Below are 20,991 nucleotides of genomic sequence, written 5' to 3'. Positions count from 1 at the left end.
GCGCAATGGACTTTCTGACCGGTCATCTCTATATGACCAGTCATGACGTATGATCTTGTAAGCGGCGAGGTCGTCATAACGGCCACGGAGTTCAAGGCCAAGTGCCTGGACCTGCTGGATCGCGTGAACTCGGGCGAGATCCGCAGGGTTCGCATCACCAAACGCGGCAAGGAGGTGGCGGTCGTAAGGTCTCCCGATCACCCAACAGAGAAGCCGTGGGACCCCAACAGCATCTTCGGCGGTATGAAGGGCACAGTGGTCATACCTGAGGGGTTGGACATCGATGATCCAATCTACGACCCCGCCATCCACGGGGTGTGCGACCCGGAGCGTGGTCTGTGGGATGAAGAATGAGCGGCGTCCTTCTGGACACGAACGCCTTCATCCGCATGGTTCTTGGAGCTTTGATCCGTCAAGAGGCGCGCGACGTCATCGCCAAGGCGGCGCAAGCCGACGATCTCTGGATCTCTTCGGTCTCGGCCTGGGAAATCGGCATGCTGGCGACCGCGACCCGAACGGGGCGCGTGCTGCAGATTACTGGAGATCCAGTCGTCTGGTTTGAAGCGGCGATGTCCAGCGCAAGTGCGCAGGCTTTGCCTCTTTCGACGGCGGCGGCGATCACCGCCGCAAGGCTGCCTGCACCGTTTCACAAGGATCCTGCTGACAGATTGCTGGTGTCGCAGGCTCGGGTAGGCGATCTCGTCGTCGTGACCCGCGACCGCGCCATTCTGGACTACGCTGCCGCTGGTCACGTGCGCGCCATCGCCTGCTGAAAGACGACTTGGCGCGGGGGCGGGGCGTCGCTATAAGCCCGCGACCTTATTCTCCCTAACAAGAAGTCAATTCCCATGACCGAACGCACCTTCTCGATCATCAAGCCCGACGCGACCCGCCGCAATCTGACCGGCGCGATCAACGCCGTGATCGAAGGCGCCGGCCTGCGCATCGTGGCCCAGCGCCGCGTCAAGCTATCGACCGACCAGGCCAAGAAATTCTACGAAGTCCACTCCGAACGCCCGTTCTACGGCGAGCTGGTCGAGCAAATGACCGCCGAGCCGGTCGTCGTCCAGGTGCTGGAAGGCGACAACGCCGTCGCCGCCTATCGTGAAGTCATGGGCGCCACCAACCCGGAACAAGCCGCTGAAGGCACGATCCGGAAGCAATTCGCCCTGTCGATCGGCGAGAACTCGGTCCACGGCTCGGACAGCCAGGACAACGCCAAGCTCGAGATCGCCCAGTTCTTCACCGACGACCAAATCGTCGGCTAAGGCGCTCAAGCCGCGAGGGACCGCGTCCCAAGCGTAGCGCAAAGTCAGCGCTCAAGTCGCGTTCCGCAGTTCGCAACAGCGACTGAGACATTAAGGCCCGCGTCCGGAACCGGACGCGGGCCTTTTCGTTGGGTCAGTCTCGTCTCAGTCCCCCCGGAGTAGCCTTATGAAAATCCTGCTGAAACTGACCCCCGTCATCGGCGCCGTGGCCCTGCTGGCCGCCTGTGGCCAGACCATGGAACAGCGCGCCGCCACCGGCGCCCTGGGCGGCGCTGTCGCCGGCCAGGTCGTGGGCGGCAACACCGGCTCGACCGTCGCCGGCGCCGCCATCGGCGCCGTCGCCGGTGCAGCCACCACGCCCAAGTAAGACCTTCGGCTTCACGGCTGAAAAGCCCAACGGCTGAAAAGAAAGGCCCGGAGCGATGCTCCGGGCCTTTTTCGTTAGGGCTGTGTGATCGCTTACCAGATGCGGGCGCGGGCCTCCGGGGCGATGTACGCCTTCTGGTCCGGCGAGACGCCGAAGGCCGCGTACCAGGCGTCGATGTTGCGCGGCGAGGTGGCGGCGCGGACCGAGCCCGGCGAGTGCGGGTCGGTGGTCAGCTGTTCCTTCAGCGCCGCCTCACGCGACTTCTCGCGCCAGACCTGGGCCCAGCCCAGGAAGACGCGTTGGTCGCCCGACAGGCCGTCGATCACCCGGGCCGGCTGGCCGTTCAGCGACTTGTGATAGGCGTCGAGCGCCAGCAGCAAGCCGCCCAGGTCGGCGATGTTTTCGCCCATGGTCAGGTCGCCGTTGACGTGGACGCCGGGCAGGGGCTCCAGCGAATTGTAGATGTCGCCCAGCACCTTGGCGCGCGCCTCGAAGCGCGCGGCGTCTTCCGGCGTCCACCAGTCGCGCAGCACGCCGTCGCCGTCGGACTTGCGGCCCTGGTCGTCGAAGCCGTGGGTGATCTCGTGGCCGATGACCGCGCCGATGCCGCCGTAGTTGACCGCCGGGTCCGCGTTCGGATCGAAGAAGGGGGCCTGCAGGATGGCGGCCGGGAAGACGATCTCGTTGCGCGGCGGGTTGTAATAGGCGTTCACCGTCTGGGGCGTCATGCCCCATTCCAGCGGATCGACCGGCTTGCCGATCTTGCCGCGCTGATACGCCCACTCGAACGCCGAGGAGCGTTCGACATTGCCGTACAGGTCGCCGGCGGTCAGTTCGAGCCCGTCATAGGACCGCCATTTGTCGGGATAGCCGATCTTCACCCCGAACTTGGACATCTTGTACAGCGCCTGCTCACGCGTCGCCTCGCTCATCCAGTCCAGGGTCTTCAGTCGTTCGGTCATGGCCGCGCGGATGTTGTCGACCAGGGTCTCCATCTGGGCCTTGGACGAGGCGGGGAAGTGCAGGCGGACATATTCCTGGGCCAGGACCTCGCCCAGCTGGCCGTCGACCAGGGCCACGCCCCGGTTCCAGCGCGGACGGTTTTCGGGTTGGCCGCGCAGGGTCTTGCCGCGGAACGCGAAGCGGGCGTCGACGAAGGCCTTGGACAGATAGGGGCTGGCCTGATCGACGATCTGGGTGGCTTCCCACGCCTTCAGGGTCTCGATCGGGGTTTCGGCGAAGACCTGGGCGATGCCCGGGAAGGCCGTGTTCTCCATCAGCACCAGGGTGTCGAGGTTCCCCACCTGGGCGCCGTCGAGGAAGGCCGTCCAGTCGAAGCCGGGGGCCAGGGTCGCCAGGTCGGCGACCTTGGACGGGTTGTAGAGCTTGTCGATCTGGCGACGCTCGACCGTGGTCCAGTGTTTCTCGGCGACCTTGGTCTCGAAGGCCAGGATGTCGGCGGCGCTCTGGGCCGGGTTGGTCCAGCCGATGGCGGTCAGGGTCTGGGTCAGATAGGCCAGATAGGCCTCGCGCTGGGCGGCGAAGTCCGGCTTCAGATAATAGTCGCGGTCGGGCAGGCCGAGGCCGCCCTGGGCCAGATAGGCCGAGTTGATGTTCGGGTTCTGCAGGTCCTCGAACACGGCGACGCCGAACAGCGAACCGCCGAAGCCCGAATGGCTGGCGCCCATCAGGCGGGCCATGGCGGCGTGGTCGGTCACAGCCTTCACGGCGGCGAGGTCGGCGGCCATCGGCGCGGCGCCCAGCTGTTCGACGCGGGCCTCGTCCATGAAGCTGGCGTAGAGGGCGCCGACCTTCTGGGCGTTGGCGTTGACCGGATTGGCGGCGCTGGTCTCGATGATCGACTTCAGCTGGGACTGGGCGTTCTCATAGAGGACGTCGAAGGGGCCGAACCGGGCCTTGTCGGCGGGGATCTCTGTGGTGCTGAGGTAGGTTCCGTTGGCGTATTCGTTGAAGTCGTCGCCCGGCTTGACCGCCGTGTTGCGACCGGCCAGGTCAAAGCCCCACGCGCCGAAGCCAGGCGCGGCATGGGCCCCGTGCGAATGGTCCTGGGCCGAGGCCCCGCCGGTCAGGGCGACGACGATACAGGCCGAGCAGGCGGCCATCAGGCGAATACGTTGCATGAAGAATAAGGTCCCGATTTTGGTCGGCGGCACCTTCGCGCCGGTGCGGCGCCCTGTCGCATGAAGTTTTCGTAATCTGGGGACGGAGGGTATGCGCAAAGAGAGAGGGCGTTAGGCGGGATGAGGGCGTGCGACGGCAAGACGGTCGTGGGAGGCGAGACGCGAATATCCCCAACCCGGCCTAGCTTTCGCCCCGGTCCAGCGGCTAAAGCCTTGGACTGTCTCTACGCCTAGGATTCCCCATCATGCGCCTGTCGCGCTTTTTCCTGCCCACGCTGAAGGAAGCCCCTTCGGACGCCCAGATTGTCTCGCACCAGCTGATGCTGCGCGCCGGCATGATCAAGCAGGAGGCCGCCGGCATCTACGCCTGGCTGCCGCTGGGCCTGCGGGTGTTGCGCAAGATCGAGCAGATCGTCCGGGAAGAGCAGCAGCGGGCCGGCGCAGTCGAACTGCTGATGCCGACCCTGCAACTGGCCGACCTGTGGCGTGAGTCTGGGCGTTACGACGCCTACGGCCCCGAGATGCTGCGCATCACCGACCGTCATGAGCGCGAACTGCTGTACGGCCCGACCAACGAGGAGATGATCACCGACATCTTCCGCGCCTATGTGAAGTCCTACAAGTCGCTGCCGCTGAACCTGTTTCACATCCAGTGGAAGTTCCGCGACGAGCGCCGGCCCCGGTTCGGCGTTATGCGCGGCCGCGAGTTCCTGATGAAGGACGCCTATTCCTTCGACGTGGACGAGGCCTCGGCCCGCAAGGCCTACAACCGCATGTTCGTGGCCTATTTGAACACCTTCGCCCGTATGGGTCTGAAGGCCGTGCCGATGCGCGCCGACACAGGCCCGATCGGCGGCGACCTGAGCCACGAATTCATCGTCCTGGCCGAGACCGGCGAGAGCGCGGTCTTCTGCGACAAGGCCCTGGTCGAAATGCCGGCGCCGGGTGCGGATGTGGATTGGGACGACCTTCAGTCAATCGTTGACCAACGAACCGCGCTCTACGCCGCGACCGAGGAAATGCACGATGAAGCCCGGTTCGAGGCCGAGACCGCCGAGGGCGACCGCCTGTCGGCGCGCGGTATCGAGGTCGGCCACATCTTCTATTTCGGCGAGAAATATTCGGCGCCGATGAAGGCCAAGGTCGCCGGGCCGGACGGCCAGGACGCCAATGTCCATATGGGCAGCTACGGCGTCGGCGTGTCGCGCCTGCTGGGCGCCATCATCGAGGCCAGCCACGACGAGGGCGGCATCATCTGGCCCGACGCCGTGGCCCCGTTCGACGTGGTCGTGATCAATCTGCGCGCCAATGACGCCGCCGTCTCCGCCGCCTGCGAGGACGCTGTCGCCCAGCTGGAAAAACTGGGCAAGGACGTGTTGTACGACGACACCGACGAACGGCCGGGCGGCAAGTTCGCCACCGCCGATCTGATCGGCGTACCGTGGCAGCTGACCATCGGTCCCAAGGGCCTGGCCGACGGCGTGGTCGAGCTGAAGCGCCGCGCCACCGGCGAGAAGGTGTCCGTTCCCCTGGCCGAAGCCCTCGAAAGGTTGGCTGCTTGAACCTGCCGTCCCGTCCTTCCGGCGCCTTCTCCTCGTGGGAGATCGGCCTGGCCCTCCGCTACCTGCGCGCCAAGCGCAAGGAGGGCGGGGTCGCCACCATCGCGGTGATCAGCTTCATCGGCATCATGCTGGCCGTCGCGGTCCTGATCAGCGTCATGAGCATCATGGCCGGCTTCCGCTCGGAACTGCTGGGGCGGATGCTGTCGTTCAACGGCCATATGTACGTCCAGGGCCCGGTGCTGACGTCGGAAGACCGGGACGCGGCCCTGAAGCGGATCGCCGACGTGCCCGGCGTGGTCAGCGTCACCCCGCTGAACGAGAGCCAGAGCCTAGTCCGGGTCGGCAACTTCACCACGGGCGCCATGGTGCGCGGCGTGCGGCCCCAGGATCTGGCCACCACCAAATATGTGTTCGACAGCCTGACGCCCCAGGAACGGGCCGACTTCGGCAAGGGCGCGTACGGCGGCGACCGCATCCTGATGGGCGCGGCTCTGGCCAACTCCCTGGGCCTGCGGGTCGGCGACCCCGTCACCCTCTATTCGCCGACCGGCGCCGACAGCGCCTTCGGCAATCTGGGCGGGCTTGAGAAGACCTATTTCGTCGGCGGCCTGTTCCGCTCGGGCACGGCCGACTTCGACCGCGCCTTCCTGTTCATGCCGCTGGAGCAGCAGCAGCTCTTCTTCGGCAAGGAGGGGGTCTGGGACGCCATCGAGATCAAGGTCGACGACCCCGACCGCGTCGGTGACCTGACCCCCGCCATCCGCGACGCCGCCGGCCCGGGTTCGGTCATCAGCGACTGGCGCGAGCGCCTGGCCGCCTTCTACGGCGCCCTGCGGGTCGAGCGGGTGGCCATGAGCATCATCCTGGGCCTGGTCGTCGCCATCGCCGCCATGAACATCATCTCCGGCATCGTCATGCTGGTGAAGAACAAGACGCGCGACATCGCCATCCTGCGGACGGTGGGCGCCAGCCCGTCGGCCATCCTGCGCATCTTCTTCATGTCCGGCGCCATGATCGGCGTCGCAGGCACCCTGGCGGGTCTGGCCCTGGGCCTGCTGTTCTGCTGGAACATCGGGGCCATCCAGCACGCCATCGAGGCTGTGCTGGGCGTGCAGCTGTTCAACGCGGACGTCTATCAACTGGACGCCATCCCGGCCTTGGTCGATCCAATGGACGTGACCTGGGTCGCCCTGCTGTCCTTCAGCATGAGCTGCCTGGCCAGCCTGCCGCCGTCCTGGACGGCCTCTCGCATCGATCCCGTGGAGGCGCTCCGCTATGAGTAGTCCCATCCTGTCGGTGCGCGGCCTGACCCGCACCTATGACACCGCCAACGGCGGCCTGACCGTGCTGAAGGGCGTCGATCTGGACGTCATGCCCGGCGAGATGGTCGGACTGATCGGTCCCTCGGGCTCGGGCAAGTCCAGCCTGCTGCACGCCGCCGGCCTGCTGGAAAAGCCGACCGAGGGCACGGTCGCCATCGACGGCGAGATGGTGGGCGATCTGGACGAGCGCGCCCGCACCCATCTGCGCCTGTCGCGGATCGGCTTCGTCTATCAGTTCCACCATCTGCTGGCCGAGTTTGACGCCCGCGACAATGTCGCCCTGCCGATGCGGATCGCGGGCATGAGCCTCGCCAAGGCCCGCGCCCAGGCGGAAGAGACGCTGACGACCCTGGGCCTGGGCGAACGCTTGACCCACCAGCCGGCGCAACTGTCGGGCGGCGAGAAACAACGCGTCGCCATCGCTCGCGCCCTGGCCAACAAGCCCCGCCTGCTGCTGGCCGACGAACCGACCGGCAACCTGGACCCGACCACCAGCCAGTCCGTGTTCGAATCCCTTCGCGACCTGGCCAAGACCACGGGCGTCGCCGCCCTGATCGCCACCCACAATATGGAACTGGCCGGCCACATGGACCGCGTCTTCGCCCTGAAGGACGGCCATCTGGAAGAGCGGGCCGCCGAAAGCCAGGCCTACTGAGCCAGGCCTACTGAGCCAGGCTTATTGAAGACCTGTCCGCCTCACCCCACCGCCGCGTCGCCCCAGATGGCGTGCAGCCGCTGGGGCCGGCGGCAACCCTGGCGGTAGGCTTCGTAGTGGGCGCTGTGCCGGCGGGCGTAGTCCTGATGCTCCGCCCCGGCGGGCCAGAACCTTTGAGCGCCGACGACCGGGGTGGTGAAGCTCTTGCCCAAGACCCGCATCGCCGCGTCGCGCGACGCGACCGCCGCCGCGCGCTGATCCGCCGTGGCGAAGACGGCCGCGCGATACGACGGGCCCTGATCGCAGAACTGTCCGTCCGGATCGGTCGGATCGATGGTGCGCCAGTAGCGGTCGACCAGGGCGCGATAGCTGACGACGCGCGGATCGAAGGTCACCTGGACCGCCTCCATATGGCCGGTCCCGCCGCGCACCACCTGCGCATAGGTCGGGTTGGCCGTCTGGCCGCCGACGAAGCCCGACACCGCCGAACGAACGCCGGGCAGGCCGTCGAACGCCTTTTCCTCGGACCAGAAACAGCCGCCGGCGAAGACGGCGGTCTGGGTGGCGGGCGGGTTCTGCGCGTCGGCGCGGCCCAGCGGCGACAGGCCGGCGATCAGCGACAGGGCCAGGGCGGCGGCGAAGGTGCGGGTCTTGGCCATGGGACATCTCCCTTTCTGCAAAGCCCATACGACGCGCCGGGGCGATTGGTTTCAACCCGTCCCGCCTGGGGCTAAGAGCGGGGGTTGACGAGAACAATGAGAGAACATAGAACAAGTCAGGAACATTGATCGACCTGGGGATAAGACCATGCCGCGTTTGATGAGAGATATGCTGTCGCTTGCATCGTGCGGCGGCTTCGTCTGGATGGCCTGGCAGGCGGCCCTGATGGTCACCTCGGTCTAACTGCATGTTTGGCGGTTTGGCGGTTTGTCACCCTGTTTTTACGACATGATGCGACCCGCCATTGGTGCGCTGACCGAGTCGGGGTCTTAATCTGCGGTCTAGCTGAAGGAGTGGACGGGTGAGCGCGGCAGAAGGTCAGGGTTTCGTCCATCTGCGGGTCCGCTCGGCCTATTCGCTGCTGGAAGGCGCGATCAAGGCGGGCAAGCTGGGCAAGCTGGCGGCGGACGCCGGCATGCCGGCCGTAGCCATCGCCGACCGGTCCAATCTGTTCGGCGCGCTTGAGTTCAGCCAGTACACCAAGGACGCAGGCGTCCAGCCGATCGTCGCCTGCGCGCTTCCGGTATTGGGCATCGGCGGCCAGCAGGCCGCCCGCTGGGCCAAGACGCCGACCGTGGTTCTGCTGGCCCAGAACGAGGCGGGCTGGCGCAATCTGTGCGCCCTGTCGTCCTCGGCCTATCTGGACGCGGGCGAAATGGCCGAGCCCGGCGTGGCCTGGAGCCTGATCGTGGCGCGGTCCGAAGGCCTGATCCTGTTGTCGGGTGGACCGGACGGCCCGGTCGATCCCCTGTTCGCCCAGGGCAAGACGGCGGAGGCGGCGGCCGCCCTGGCGACGATGAAATCCGTCTTCGGCGACCGCTTCTACGTCGAGCTTCAGCGCCACGGCCTGGACGACGAGCGGCGGGCCGAGCCGGGTCTGGTCGAATGGGCCTATGCCAACGACGTCCCTCTGGTCGCCACCAACGACGTCTATTACGCCAAGGCGGCCCAGGCGAAGTCCCACGACGCCCTGCTGTGCATCGCCGACGGCGCCTTCACGGGCCAGGAAGACCGTCGCCGCATCACCGGGGAACACTGGTTCAAGTCGGCGGAGGCGATGCGGACCCTGTTCGCCGACCTGCCCGAGGCCTGCGACAACACCATCGACATCGCCCGGCGTTGCGCCTTCCTGGTCAAGACCCACGCCCCCATCCTGCCGCGCTTCGACACTGGGGCGGGGCGGTCCGAGGCCGACGAACTGGCCCACCAGGCGCGCGAGGGACTGAAGGTCCGTCTCAGCCAGATCACGCCGGCCGTGCCGGTCGAGGAATACTGGAGCCGGCTGGAGTGGGAGGTCGGCATCATCCAGCAGATGGGCTTCCCCGGCTATTTCCTGATCGTGTCCGACTTCATCAAATGGGCCAAGGAACACGGCATTCCGGTGGGGCCGGGGCGGGGCTCCGGGGCCGGGTCTCTGGTCGCCTGGTCCCTGACCATCACCGATCTGGACCCCTTGCGGTTCGGCCTGCTGTTTGAGCGGTTCCTGAACCCCGAACGGGTCTCCATGCCCGACTTCGACATCGACTTCTGCCAGGAGCGGCGCGAAGAGGTGATCGACTATGTCCAGGCCCACTACGGCAAGGACCGGGTCGCCCAGATCATCACCTTCGGCACCCTGCAGGCGCGCGCCGTGCTGCGCGACGTCGGCCGGGTGCTGCAGATGCCGCTGGGCCAGGTGGACCGGCTCTGCAAGATGGTGCCGAACAACCCGGCCGCGCCCGTCACCCTGGCCCAGGCCATCGACCTTGAGCCGCGCCTGAAAGAGGCGAGGGACGCCGAGCCGGCGGTCCGCACCCTGCTGGAAACCGCGCTGGAGCTGGAGGGGCTGTACCGCAACGCCTCGACCCACGCGGCCGGCATCGTCATCGGCGACCGGCCCCTGGTCGAACTGGTGCCCCTGTACCAGGATCCGCGCTCCACCATTCCGGCCTCCCAGTTCAACATGAAATGGGTCGAGCCGGCGGGGCTGGTGAAGTTCGACTTCCTGGGCCTGAAGACCCTGACCGTGCTGGACCGGGCGCGCGGCTATCTGGAGCGGCGCGGCGCGGCGCCGGACTGGAGCGGCCTGCCGCTGGACGACGCCCGCACCTATGAGTTGATGGCCTCGGGCCAGACCGTCGGGGTGTTCCAGCTGGAATCCCAGGGCATGCGCGACACCCTTCGCAAGATGCGCTGCGGCTCCATCGAGGAGATCACCGCCCTGATCTCGCTGTATCGGCCGGGGCCGATGGAGATGATCGACACCTATATCGACCGGAAGTTCGGCCGGGCCGAGGTCGACTATCTCCACCCCAGTCTGAAAGAGGTGCTGACCGAGACCTATGGGGTCATCATCTACCAGGAACAGGTGATGAAAATCGCCCAGATCCTGGCGGGCTACAGCCTGGGCGAGGCCGACCTGCTGCGTCGGGCCATGGGCAAGAAGAAGAAGGAGGAGATGGACTTCCAGCGGGCGCGCTTCGTCAAGGGCGCCCTGGAGAAGACCGTCCCCGAGACCCAGTCCGGCTCGATCTTCGACCTGGTGGCCAAGTTCGCCGGCTATGGTTTCAACAAGTCGCACGCCGCCGCCTATGCGCTGATCTCGTTCCAGACGGGCTGGCTGAAGGCCAACCACCCGGTTGAATTCTTCGCCGCGTCGATGAGCCTGGACCTGTCGAACACCGACAAGCTGGCGGTCTTCTATCAGGACGCCAAACGGTTCGACGTGCCGGTGCTGCCGCCCGATCTGAACCGGTCCTCGGCCGACTTCGACGTGGCCTGGGACGACAGCCGGGGGGTGGTCCTCTACGCCCTCGGCGCCATTCGCAACGTCGGGCTCGAGGCGATGCGCCATGTGATCGAGGTGCGCCAGACCGGCGGTCGGTTCGCCGACATCTTCGACTTCCTGGAACGGGTCGATCCGCGCAGCGTCAACAAGCGCGCGTTGGAAGGCCTGGCCAAGGCCGGCGCCTTCGACAGCATCCATCCCAACCGCCGCCAGCTGGTCGAACAGGCCGACGTCCTGATGGCCTATTGCCAGAGCGTGGCGGCCGAGCGGGCCTCGTCCCAGGTCTCCCTATTCGGCGGTGATCAGGCCCATGTGGGGCGGCCCCGCCTGAAGAGCGTCGAACCCTGGGTCGGGCCGGAACGGCTGGACCATGAACTCTCCGCGGTCGGCTTCTATCTGTCGGGCCACCCGCTGGACGAGATGACCTCGGCCCTGAAGCGCAAACGCGTCACCTTCGTCGCCGAGGCCATTCCCCTGGCGGAGTCGGGCCACGAGGCCTTCCAGATGGCCGGGGTGGTGCGCCGCAAACAGGAACGCGCCAGCGCCCGCACCGGCGAGAAGTTCGCCTTCGTCACCTTCTCGGACCCGACCGGCGAGTTCGAATGCCTGTTCCCGCCCGAACAGCTGCGCAAATGCCGTGAGGTGCTGGAGCCGGGCGCCTCGGTCATGGTGCGGGTCCGCGCCAAGTCGTCCGAAGGCGAGGTGCGCTTCTTCGGCGACGACGCCAGCCAGATGGACAATCTGCTGGACGACGCGAACATCGGGCTTCGCATCCACGTCTCGGCCCGCACCGCCGATGCCGACGCCCTGAAGGCGCGTCTGGAACGGGCGCGCTCGGGCACCATCGGCAAGGGCGGCGAGATTTCGCTGATCGCCTCGCTGGAGGGGCTTCAGGAGGTCGAGGTCAAACTGCCCGGCCGTTACCGGCTCGACGGCGCCCTGCGCGGCGCGCTGAAGTCGGCCCCGGGCGTGCTGATGCTGGAGGAGGCCTGATGATCGCCCTCATCCTGACCGCCGCCCTCTTGTCCGCTGCCTCCGATCCCGCCCCCATCGCGACCGCGGCTGCGCCCGCCGTCAGGAGCCCCGTCATGTCCCACGCCGTCGGAACCTTCGACGTCCAGATCACGCCCGTCGAGCCAGACCCGGACGCGCCCGCCGGCGCCCCGGGCCGCATGCTGCTGGCCAAGACCTTCCACGGCGCGTTTGAAGGCGGCGGTTCGGGCGAGATGCTCGGCCTCTTGGCCGGTGGATCGGGCGCCTATGTCGCCATGGAGCGGGTGACGGGCGTGCTGGACGGCCGCCGTGGGGCCTTCGCCATGGTCCATCGCGGCGTGATGGACGCCGGCGCGCAGGACCTCCTGATCACCATCGTCCCCGGCTCGGGCGAGGGTGAACTGGCCGGCATCAGCGGCGTCTTCCATCTGACCATCGTCGAGGGCGAACACCGCTACGACCTGGAATACAGCCTGCCCGACGCCCCTTGACGGGGATCAGGCCTCGCCGGGGGTGTTCAGCAGCCGTCCATAACTGTCCACCAGGCTGGTATAGACCGGCACGAAGATCACCGCCGTCGACCCGCCCGAGGTCACCGGTGCCTTGATCTCGAAGTGCAGATGGATCGTCGTGGCGTTGCCGCCGAAGTCGGCCGACACCGTGCCGATCTTCTGCCCCCGGGTCACGGCCTGCCCCTCATGGATCAGGGCCCGGACCCCAGGCATGTCCATATGCAGATAGCGATAGATCCGGCCGCTCGCCCCCTGGATGAAGACGGTGTAGCTGCCGATCGAAGTCACCGTGCCGGACTCGGCGGCGACCACGGCATGGACCTTCTTCACGCAGGTCGAGGGCCGGATGTCCTGCCCCTGGTGCCCCTTGCCGCTGGGGCACATGCCGTTGGTCCAAGACCGGCTTTCGCAGAAATTGTCCCGCCACGGATAGTCGTAGTTCCGACTGTCGCACTGCCCGCCGGGCCCCGGCGCCTGATAGCCGCCGTACCCGTAAACCTGCGAGTTGGCGAAGGCCGGCGCCGCCTCCATGGGAAACCGCATCCCCGGCGCCCACAGGGTGACATCCGTCGCCCCGGCCCCAGACCCTGGGTAAAGGCTCCCGGCGGGTTCGTGCGGCCAGGTGATGGGCTCCGGCGCCGGCGGAGTGGGCTGCGGTTCAGCCGGCGCGACGGGAGGCGCGGACGGCGTCGCCGGGGCGTCCGCCGGGGGCGTCGTCTGGCCGCAGCCCGATGGTGAACAGGCGGCGAGCAGCAGAAGGGCAGGGATGGCCAGACGTTTCACTGTCCGCCTCCGCCCAGCAGTTGCAGAGACGCAGCGAAGGCCAAGGCGGCCGCCTCCGTACAGTCCGGCGGTCCCATCGAGTCACAGACGAAGGTCAGATTATAGGCGGCGCCGAACCGGACAAAGGCGACGTCGACCCCATATTCCGTCTGTTCGGTATGGACCTGTGTGAGGCCACGCTCCGCCGCCAAGGCGCGTGCGGCCGGCGCAGGCGCGGGCGCACGCACCAAGGCTCGAGTTTGCGGGGTGACGGCGACGGGGGCGGGCGGCGCAACGCCCGTCGGTGACTGAAGGGCGCGGATCGAGCCGAAAATCTCGACGATCAAGCCCTCTTTGCGGACCACCAGCGTGTACTGGCGGTCGCCCGGATAGAAGCGGGCGCTGCGTAACAGGCTGGGATCGGCGGGGCCAAGCACCGGTACGGGCGAGGCTTCGATCTGCGATAAGAGCGGCGCCGTTGCTCTGTCCTGGCCTAGAAGGCTTCGAAGACGCCCTGCCAGCGGATCCTGTCGCGCGATAGCGACTGCGGCCTGGTCCGCGCGACTGGGGGACAGGGGAACCTCCGCCGGCGTCGGGCCAGCGGGTGGCGGTCGGTTCGCCTGCTCAGGCTGCGCCTGTGTCCAAGCGACGCCGGCCCCGAGGGCCGCCGCCGCAAAAATCGCCCCTAGGCTGGCCCGCCAAGCCATAGCTGCATCCCCCATTCTTCAGATGAAAATATCACTGTTTGCTGAAGTGGGCGAGAGTCGGAATGCTCGGATCGGAATATGGCTAAGCTTATGAAATCATGGAACCTCGTTGTGGCGGAGGGGTTTTGAGGGTCTCAAGGGAGACAACCAATGAAGAATATTCTCATCGCCGGCGCCGCGTCGCTGGCTCTTCTTGCGGCCTGTAACCAGGGCGACGACACTGCGGCTCAGAACACCAGCGAGGCTGTCAACGCGACGCAGGACGCAGCCGCCGGCATGGTCGGGCAGACCTCCGCCGCCACTCTGGGCGCCAACACCGTCGATGGCTTCGTCACGAACTTGGCGGAAGGCAATATGTACGAGATCGAGGCCGCCCGTATCGCCGAGACCAAGTCCAATAACGCCGACGTCAAGGCTTTGGCCTCGATGATCGAGGAGGACCATACGGCCGCCGGCGAAAAGCTGCGGTCAACGGCTTCCACCGCTGCGCCCGACGTCACCATGCCGACGATGCTGGATCAGCGCCGCCAGGGCATGATCGACAATCTGAACGCCGCCGCGCCTGACGATTTTAATAGGGTCTATCTGGATCAGCAGGTGGCCGCTCACAACGAGACTTTGACGCTGCTGAACGGCTTCTCGGACAACTCCGACGCCCCGGCCTTGGCGACCCTGGCGCGGGAGATGATCCCCACCATCACGAAGCATCGCGACCGGGCCCAGGCCTTGGTCAACGCCATGTAGTTTGATCTCCGGGTTCACAAGACGAGGGCGGTCCCGCAAGGGGCCGCCTTTCGTCTTTGTGGGCGCAGCGCTTGCTATTTTGGCGCATCCCGCCTAAACGGCCCCCGCACTTCGCAACGCGGGCGAGGCGCGTTTCGGGGAGACATCCCGACACGCTCCATTCCGAGGGTCCTCAGACCTTTAATCCCCGCGCCACGTTTGATCGGAAAAAGGAACTAACGATCATGGCTCTGCCTGAATTCTCGATGCGCACCCTGCTGGAAGCGGGCGCCCACTTCGGCCACCAGACGCACCGCTGGAACCCGAAGATGGACCGCTACATCTTCGGCTCGCGCTCGAACATCCACATCATCGACCTGTCGCAGACGATGCCGCTGTTCCACCAGGCTCTGGTGGCTGTGCGTGACGTCGCCGCCAAAGGCGGTCGCGTTCTGTTCGTCGGCACCAAGCGTCAGGCCGCCGATCCGGTCGCCGAAGCCGCCAAGCGCTGCGCCCAGTACTATATGAACAACCGTTGGCTCGGCGGCACGCTGACCAACTGGCGCACCGTCTCGGGCTCGATCGCCCGTCTGCGCGAGTTGGAAGGCATCCTCGAGAACGGCGGCGAAGGCCGCGTCAAGAAGGAGCTGCTGAACCTGCAGCGCGAGAAGGACAAGCTGGAACTGTCGCTGGGCGGCATCAAGGACATGGGTTCGATCCCGGACATCATGTTCGTGATCGACACCAACAAGGAAGCGATCGCGATCCAGGAAGCCCGCAAGCTGAACATCCCGATCATCGCCATCCTGGACACCAACTCGGATCCGGACGGCATCACCTATCCGGTCCCGGGCAACGACGACGCCGCCCGCGCCATCCAGACCTACTGCGACCTGATCGCCGACGCCGTCCTGGACGGCCTGGCCGCCGGCGCCTCCGCCTCGGGCGTGGACCTGGGCGCTGCGATCAATCCGGAAGAGCCCATGCTGCGTGAAGCCTCGACCCCGGTCGAAGCCGACGCCGCGCCGGCCGGCACGGAAGAAGTCGCTGCTGAACTGCTGGCCTCGGACGACACCTCGGCCAACACCGAAGCCCTGGACGCGGTCGAGACCGAACAGGCTGCCGGCTAACGCCTGACGGCCTTCGCGCTAAAGCAGCGAGCCGCCTTGCGGCAAGCAATAGCGCAATATGAAGGCCGTGGTTTGAACTGACACACGGCCGGGCTAAGTCAGCCCGGCCGTTCCCACATACGAAATCCCCCAAGGAGAAGAACATGGCCGAGATCACTGCCGCCCTCGTGAAGGAACTTCGCGAGCGTTCGGGCGTCGGCATGATGGACTGCAAGAAGGCGCTGGTCGAAAACGACGGCAACATCGAAGCAGCGATCGACTGGCTGCGCGCCAAGGGCCTGTCCAAGGCCGCCAAGAAGGCCGACCGCGTCGCCGCTGAAGGCCTGGTCGCCGTCGCGTCGAAGGAAGACGGCAAGGGCGAAGTCGCCGCCGCCATCGAGTTCAACGCTGAGACCGACTTCGTCGCCCGCAACGAGCTGTTCCAGAACGCCGCCAAGTCGTTCGCCCAACTGGGCCTGGAGCATCACTCGGTCGAGGCCCTTCACGGCGCTGAGCTGGAAGTCGGCAAGACGGTCCAGGACGAAGTGACCAACATGATCGCCACCATCGGCGAGAACATGCAACTGCGCCGCGCCGCCCGCCTGTCGGTGTCGGAAGGCGTCGTTTCGACCTATGTCCACAACGCGGTTTCGCCGGGCGTGGGCCGTATTGGCGTGCTGGTCGCTCTGGAAGGCGAGGGCGACAAGACCGCTCTGCGCGAACTGGGCCGCAAGATCGCCATGCACGTCGCTGCGACCGCCCCGCTGTCGCTGAACACCGACGACCTGGACCCTGCCGCCATTGAGAAGGAACGCACCGTTCTGACCGAAAAGGCCAAGGAAGAAGGTCGCCCGGAAGCCATGATCGCCAAGATCGTGGAAGGCCAGATCAACAAGTTCCAGAAGGACGTGGTGCTGTCCAAGCAGCCGTTCGTGATGGACCCGGACGTGACCATCGAACAGCTGGTCGCCAACTCGGCCAAGGAACTGGGCTCCTCCAACCTGCACCTGGCCGGCTTCGTCCGCCTGGCGCTGGGTGAAGGCGTCGAGAAGGTCGAAGGCCCCGATTTCGCGGCCGAAGTCGCCTCGATGATGGGCGGCAACTAAGCCTCACTCCCTCATTCGTGAGGGATTTCTATCATAAGGGCGCGTTCGGCTTTGATGGTCGGCGCGCCCTTCGTCTATAAGAAGTCGCCTGATTCAACGGCGCCGCAGACAACGGACCCACCCGCATGCCCGACGCCCCCCCGAACTTCCGCTACAAACGCGTCCTGCTTAAGGTTTCCGGCGAAGTGCTGATGGGCGATCAGTCCTTCGGCGTTGACATGAAGACCGTGGACACGGTCGCCAAGGCCGTGGCGCAGGTCGCCGCCGAGGGCGTAGAGATCTGCCTGGTGATCGGCGGCGGCAACATCTTCCGCGGCCTGTCCAAGGCCGCTGCGGGCATGGAGCGCGCCCAGGCCGACTATATGGGCATGCTGGCGACCATCATGAACGCCCTGGCGATGCAGTCGGCGTTGGAGAAGATCGGCGTCTCGACGCGCGTGCAGAGCGCCATTCCCATGGCCGCCATCGCTGAACCCTACATCCGCCGTCGCGCCCTGCGTCATCTTGAAAAGGGCCGGGTGGTGATCTTCGCCGCCGGCGTCGGCGCGCCCTTCTTCACCACGGACTCAGGCGCCGCCCTGCGCGCCGCCGAAATGGGTTGCGACGCCCTGCTGAAGGGAACCAGCGTGGACGGCGTCTATACCGCCGACCCCAAGAAGGACCCGACCGCGACCCGGTACGAGACCCTGACCTATCAGGACGTCCTGGCCAAGGATCTGCGGGTCATGGACGCCTCCGCCATCGCCATGATGCGCGACACGGGCATTCCGATCGTCGTCTTCTCGATCCGGGAAGACGATTCCCTTCGCCGGGCCCTTACCGGCGAAGGCACCTGCACGATCATTCAGGACCCCGCCTGATCGTTCGGACGACCGTTCAAGACAAGAGAGACCAAGACCATGGCCAAGCCCGAAGTGAAAACCTATCGCGATCGCATGGAGAAGGCGGTCGTGGCGCTGAAGGAAGAGTTCAGCGGCCTGCGCACCGGACGCGCCAACGCCGGCTTGCTGGAGCCCGTGCGGGTCGAGGCCTATGGATCGGCCTCGCCGCTGTCGGCCGTGGCCGCCATCAGCGTGCCTGAGCCGCGGATGATCTCCGTGAACGTCTGGGACAAGGGTATGGTGATCGCCGTTGAAAAGGCCATTCGCAACGCCAACCTGGGCCTGAACCCCATCGTCGACGGCCAGACCCTGCGTATTCCTGTGCCGCCCCTGACCGAGGAGCGCCGTAAGGACCTGGTCAAGCTGGCCGGCAAATACACTGAGCAGCAGAAGATCGCCGTGCGTAACGTGCGCCGCGACGCCAATGACGATCTTAAGAAGGCCGAGAAGGCCGGCGATATCAGCCAGGACGAACAGAAGAAGCTGGAGGCGGACATCCAGAAGGAGACGGACGCCGCCATCAAGCGCATCGACGAGGCCTTGAAGACCAAGGAACAAGAGATCATGCAGGTCTGAGGCGGATCGACTTGGGCTTGAAGGGATCGAACGACAGATGACGGCAGACAGCGCCGCGCCTTCAGGCCCGGGTCCGGATGGACCGCGCCATGTCGCCATCATCATGGACGGCAACGGCCGCTGGGCGAAGGCGAGGGGGCTGCCGCGCGCGCTGGGCCACCGCGAGGGCGTCCAGGCGTTGAAACGGACGATCCAGGCCGCGCCGGACTTCGGCATTCGTTGCCTGACCGTCTTTGGGTTCTCGACCGAAAATTGGAGCCGTCCCGCCGACGAGGTTTCGGACCTGATGGGACTGGTGCGGACCTATGTCGCCAGCGATCTGGCGCGATTGGAAAAGGCGGGCGTACGTCTGCGCATTCTGGGGCGTCGCGAGGGCCTGCCGCCCGACATCGCCGCGATCATCGACAAGGCCGAGGCGCAAACGGCCCACAATGAGAAGTTCATGCTTCAGGTCGCATTCAACTACGGCGGCCGAGCCGATCTGGTGGATGCTGCGCAGCGGCATGCGGAACGGATACTGGCAGGCGAGACGACCGAGCCGCTGAACGAAAAGAATTTCGCCGCCGGGCTGGCCACGGCCGGGTCCCCGCCGCTGGATCTGATCATTCGGACGTCGGGCGAACAGAGGCTGTCGAACTTCCTGCTTTGGGAAGCCGCCTATGCCGAGCTGGTGTTCCAGGACATCCTCTGGCCCGACTACGGCCCCAAGGCCTTGGGAGAAGCGGTCGCCGCCTTCGCCCAACGTGAGCGTCGCTATGGCGGACGAGATCCCCTAGCCGCCTGTGTGCCGGCCTGATGGCGGTCAAGGGACGTGATATCGCGCTGAGGGCGGCGTCGGCCGCCGTGCTGGCTCCGGCTGCCGTCGCGGCCACCTGGTTCGGCGGCGTCTGGTTCCTGGCGCTGGTTCTGGCCGCAAGCGTAGTGTTGTCCTTCGAATGGGGGGCGATGAGCGCGCCGAGAGCCCGACGCCCGGTTGGCGTCGCTGTCGCGATCGCGGTCATGGCCTCGGTCGTCAGCGCCTATTTCGGCGTCATGTCCGTGGCCTTCGTCGTTCTGGTGTTCGGCGCTGCTGCGGCAGGCCTCTACGCCCGCAAACAGGGACAGCAGGCGATCGATGCGGCCTATGGCGTTCTCTATCTGGGCTGGCCGTCCGTTCTGCTGATCTGGCTGCGTGACGGCGAAAGCCCAGTCGGGCTGCACTGGACGGCGCTGGTCTTCGCCGTCACCTGGTCGGCGGACATCCTGGCCTATCTAGCGGGATCGACCTTTGGCGGTCCCAAGCTGTGGCCGCGCTACTCGCCCAACAAGACCTGGTCCGGCTTCGTCGGCGGCATTTTGGCGGGCGCAGTCGCCGGCGCCGTGCTGACGGCCTGGTTCGACATGGGGCGGCTGACGATTTTCTGGGGCGCGATCCTGGGGCTGGCGGCGGCGCTGGCGACCATGGCGGGCGACCTTTGGGAATCCGGGCTCAAGCGGCGGTTCGGGGTCAAGGACGCGGGCAACACCATTCCTGGGCACGGAGGGCTGCTGGACCGCGTCGATGGACTGATGTTCGCCGTGGTGGTGGTGGCGGCCGGCCGTCTGCTGGTGGTTCTTCTGGAACGAGGCGCGTCTTGATCCGTCGTCGCGTCACGGTTCTGGGCTCGACCGGCTCGGTCGGCTCATCGACGCTGGATCTGATGGATCAGGCCGAGGCGACGGGCACGGGCGGTTTCGAAGTAGAGGCCCTGACAGGGGGCGCCAATATCGCAAAGCTGGCCGAGCAGGCGCGACGGTGGAAGCCCAAATTGGCGGTCACCGCCGATCCGACGAAGCTGAACGATCTGCGTGACGCCCTGGCGGGAACCGGCGTGGCCGTGGCGGCGGGGGAGGCGGCGATCGTCGAGGCGGCGACGCGGCCGGCGGACTGGATCATGGCGTCGATCGTCGGTGCGGCGGGTCTGAAGTCGGCCTGGGCTGCGGCGGACACAGGCGCGGTCCTGGCTCTGGCCAACAAAGAGAGCCTGGTCTGTTGCGGACCGGCGCTGATCGAGCGGGTCAAGCGGGCAGGGGGGCGGCTGATCCCGGTCGATTCCGAGCATTCGGCCATCTTCCAGGTCTTTCCCGCCGAGGCGCCCGAACAGGTAGCGAAACTGGTGCTGACGGCGTCCGGCGGTCCTTTCCGGCAGACGTCGCTCGTCCAGATGGCGGGCGTCACGCCCGAACAGGCCGTGGCCCACCCGAACTGGAGCATGGGCGCCAAGATTTCGGTCGACAGCGCCACCATGGCCAACAAGGGCCTGGAGATGATCGAGGCCGCCTATTTGTTCGCCATGCCGCAGGAGCGGATCGACGTGGTGGTGCACCCGGAGTCGATTATCCACAGCCTTGTGGAATATGTGGATGGTTCCACCCTGGCCCAGATGGGGCCCCCGGACATGCGCACGCCGATCGCCTGCGCCCTGGCCTGGCCGGATCGGATCGCCTGGCCTGCACCCAGGCTGGACTTGGCCGCCTTGGGGCGGCTGACGTTTGAAGCGCCCGATCTGGCGCGGTTTCCGGCCTTGGATCTGGCGCGCCAGGCGTTGGCCGCAGGGGGCGCCGCCCCAGCCGTGTTCAACGCCGCCAACGAGGTGGCGGCCTTCGCATTTCTTGACCGCAAGCTGGGCTTTCTCAATATTGCCGCAGTCGTCGCCGAAACCCTTGAGCGTGCGACGAAAGCGGGGATGGTTTTCGGCTCTGGAGACGCCTGTGGCGCGGCCCTTTCGGTCGATGCCGAGGCCCGATTCATGGCTGGAGCTATAATCGCCGGATTGGCGAACGCGGCCTGATCGGCCTGGG

21 protein-coding genes are annotated in these 20,991 nt (G+C 66.5%); 17 read left to right on the top strand and 4 right to left on the bottom strand.

Translation table 11 applies throughout. From position 1 onward, the window contains the following. The first annotated feature begins 42 nt into the window (after positions 1-42). From ACW170_RS14035 to ACW170_RS14020, 4 genes are all read left to right on the top strand, one after another. Positions 43-354 (top strand): type II toxin-antitoxin system Phd/YefM family antitoxin, encoded by a 312-nt coding sequence (locus ACW170_RS14035; RefSeq protein WP_492087261.1) that lies wholly within the window; start codon positions 43-45, stop codon positions 352-354. Further along, complete coding sequence (locus tag ACW170_RS14030) at positions 351-773, top strand: type II toxin-antitoxin system VapC family toxin (protein WP_492087260.1); 423 nt, start codon at positions 351-353, stop codon at positions 771-773. Before ACW170_RS14035 ends, ACW170_RS14030 begins: the two co-directional genes overlap by 4 nt. A gap of 75 nt (positions 774-848) precedes the next feature. Continuing rightward, positions 849-1,268: a nucleoside-diphosphate kinase gene (ndk, locus tag ACW170_RS14025; RefSeq protein ID WP_492087259.1), complete on the top strand. Its 420-nt coding sequence runs from the start codon at positions 849-851 to the stop codon at positions 1,266-1,268. A gap of 166 nt (positions 1,269-1,434) precedes the next feature. Next, positions 1,435-1,635 (top strand): YMGG-like glycine zipper-containing protein, encoded by a 201-nt coding sequence (locus ACW170_RS14020; RefSeq protein WP_492087258.1) that lies wholly within the window; start codon positions 1,435-1,437, stop codon positions 1,633-1,635. Between the two features lie 92 nt (positions 1,636-1,727). Here ACW170_RS14020 and ACW170_RS14015 read toward each other — a convergent pair whose 3' ends face one another. Continuing rightward, the gene (locus ACW170_RS14015) at positions 1,728-3,776 is read right to left on the bottom strand and encodes a M13 family metallopeptidase (protein ID WP_492087257.1); all 2,049 of its coding nucleotides are present in this window, start codon (positions 3,774-3,776) and stop codon (positions 1,728-1,730) included. 245 nt (positions 3,777-4,021) lie between these two features. On the opposite strand from ACW170_RS14015, the gene proS reads away from it, so the two are divergent. The 3 genes from proS to ACW170_RS14000 are packed head-to-tail and all read left to right on the top strand — an operon-like array spanning position 4,022 to position 7,315. Further along, complete coding sequence (gene proS / locus ACW170_RS14010) at positions 4,022-5,338, top strand: proline--tRNA ligase (RefSeq protein WP_492087256.1); 1,317 nt, start codon at positions 4,022-4,024, stop codon at positions 5,336-5,338. Next, on the top strand, positions 5,335-6,621 hold the full coding sequence (locus ACW170_RS14005; protein WP_492087255.1) for a lipoprotein-releasing ABC transporter permease subunit: 1,287 nt from the start codon (positions 5,335-5,337) through the stop codon (positions 6,619-6,621). The genes proS and ACW170_RS14005 overlap by 4 nt, the downstream gene beginning before the upstream one ends. Continuing rightward, a complete protein-coding gene (locus tag ACW170_RS14000; protein WP_492087254.1) occupies positions 6,614-7,315 on the top strand; it encodes an ABC transporter ATP-binding protein in 702 nt (233 codons plus the stop codon). The genes ACW170_RS14005 and ACW170_RS14000 overlap by 8 nt, the downstream gene beginning before the upstream one ends. 41 nt (positions 7,316-7,356) lie before the next feature. Here ACW170_RS14000 and msrA read toward each other — a convergent pair whose 3' ends face one another. Further along, entirely contained in the window at positions 7,357-7,974 is a 618-nt protein-coding gene (msrA, locus tag ACW170_RS13995) for a peptide-methionine (S)-S-oxide reductase MsrA (RefSeq protein ID WP_492087253.1), read from the bottom strand. Between the two features lie 362 nt (positions 7,975-8,336). On the opposite strand from msrA, the gene dnaE reads away from it, so the two are divergent. Both dnaE and ACW170_RS13985 read left to right on the top strand, forming a co-directional pair. Beyond that, positions 8,337-11,795: a DNA polymerase III subunit alpha gene (gene dnaE / locus ACW170_RS13990; RefSeq protein WP_492087252.1), complete on the top strand. Its 3,459-nt coding sequence runs from the start codon at positions 8,337-8,339 to the stop codon at positions 11,793-11,795. Then, positions 11,795-12,286: a DUF3224 domain-containing protein gene (locus ACW170_RS13985; protein ID WP_492087251.1), complete on the top strand. Its 492-nt coding sequence runs from the start codon at positions 11,795-11,797 to the stop codon at positions 12,284-12,286. Before dnaE ends, ACW170_RS13985 begins: the two co-directional genes overlap by 1 nt. A 6-nt stretch (positions 12,287-12,292) precedes the next feature. Here ACW170_RS13985 and ACW170_RS13980 read toward each other — a convergent pair whose 3' ends face one another. Then, positions 12,293-13,090, bottom strand: a complete 798-nt coding sequence (locus ACW170_RS13980; RefSeq protein WP_492087250.1) for a M23 family metallopeptidase — start codon at positions 13,088-13,090, stop codon at positions 12,293-12,295. Beyond that, entirely contained in the window at positions 13,087-13,506 is a 420-nt protein-coding gene (locus ACW170_RS13975) for a hypothetical protein (RefSeq protein ID WP_492087249.1), read from the bottom strand. Before ACW170_RS13975 ends, ACW170_RS13980 begins: the two co-directional genes overlap by 4 nt. Before the next feature lie 420 nt (positions 13,507-13,926). Between ACW170_RS13975 and ACW170_RS13970 the strand changes: the two genes are divergently transcribed. The 8 genes from ACW170_RS13970 to dxr all read left to right on the top strand — a co-directional run bounded on the left by ACW170_RS13970 (position 13,927) and on the right by dxr (position 20,981). Further along, positions 13,927-14,520 (top strand): DUF4142 domain-containing protein, encoded by a 594-nt coding sequence (locus ACW170_RS13970; protein WP_492087248.1) that lies wholly within the window; start codon positions 13,927-13,929, stop codon positions 14,518-14,520. A 224-nt stretch (positions 14,521-14,744) separates the two neighbouring features. Further along, on the top strand, positions 14,745-15,629 hold the full coding sequence (gene rpsB / locus ACW170_RS13965; protein WP_267513682.1) for a 30S ribosomal protein S2: 885 nt from the start codon (positions 14,745-14,747) through the stop codon (positions 15,627-15,629). Between the two features lie 143 nt (positions 15,630-15,772). Next, entirely contained in the window at positions 15,773-16,714 is a 942-nt protein-coding gene (gene tsf / locus ACW170_RS13960) for a translation elongation factor Ts (RefSeq protein ID WP_492087247.1), read from the top strand. 125 nt (positions 16,715-16,839) lie between these two features. Further along, positions 16,840-17,574: a UMP kinase gene (gene pyrH, locus ACW170_RS13955; RefSeq protein WP_492087246.1), complete on the top strand. Its 735-nt coding sequence runs from the start codon at positions 16,840-16,842 to the stop codon at positions 17,572-17,574. A gap of 39 nt (positions 17,575-17,613) precedes the next feature. Continuing rightward, positions 17,614-18,171, top strand: a complete 558-nt coding sequence (frr, locus tag ACW170_RS13950; RefSeq protein WP_492087245.1) for a ribosome recycling factor — start codon at positions 17,614-17,616, stop codon at positions 18,169-18,171. Positions 18,172-18,208: 37 nt separating this feature from the next. Continuing rightward, positions 18,209-18,967 carry a polyprenyl diphosphate synthase gene (uppS, locus tag ACW170_RS13945; RefSeq protein ID WP_492087244.1) on the top strand — a complete coding sequence of 253 codons (759 nt, stop codon included), beginning with the start codon at positions 18,209-18,211 and terminating at the stop codon, positions 18,965-18,967. Further along, positions 18,967-19,788 carry a phosphatidate cytidylyltransferase gene (locus ACW170_RS13940; RefSeq protein WP_492087243.1) on the top strand — a complete coding sequence of 274 codons (822 nt, stop codon included), beginning with the start codon at positions 18,967-18,969 and terminating at the stop codon, positions 19,786-19,788. The genes uppS and ACW170_RS13940 overlap by 1 nt, the downstream gene beginning before the upstream one ends. Further along, positions 19,785-20,981, top strand: a complete 1,197-nt coding sequence (dxr, locus tag ACW170_RS13935; protein WP_492087242.1) for a 1-deoxy-D-xylulose-5-phosphate reductoisomerase — start codon at positions 19,785-19,787, stop codon at positions 20,979-20,981. Before ACW170_RS13940 ends, dxr begins: the two co-directional genes overlap by 4 nt. Positions 20,982-20,991 lie beyond the last annotated feature (10 nt).

It is taken from the genome of Brevundimonas sp. FV2ps16 (assembly GCF_058681075.1).
The sequence above is the reverse complement of the archived record's forward strand: the minus strand, read 5'-3'. Positions and strand labels throughout refer to the sequence as shown.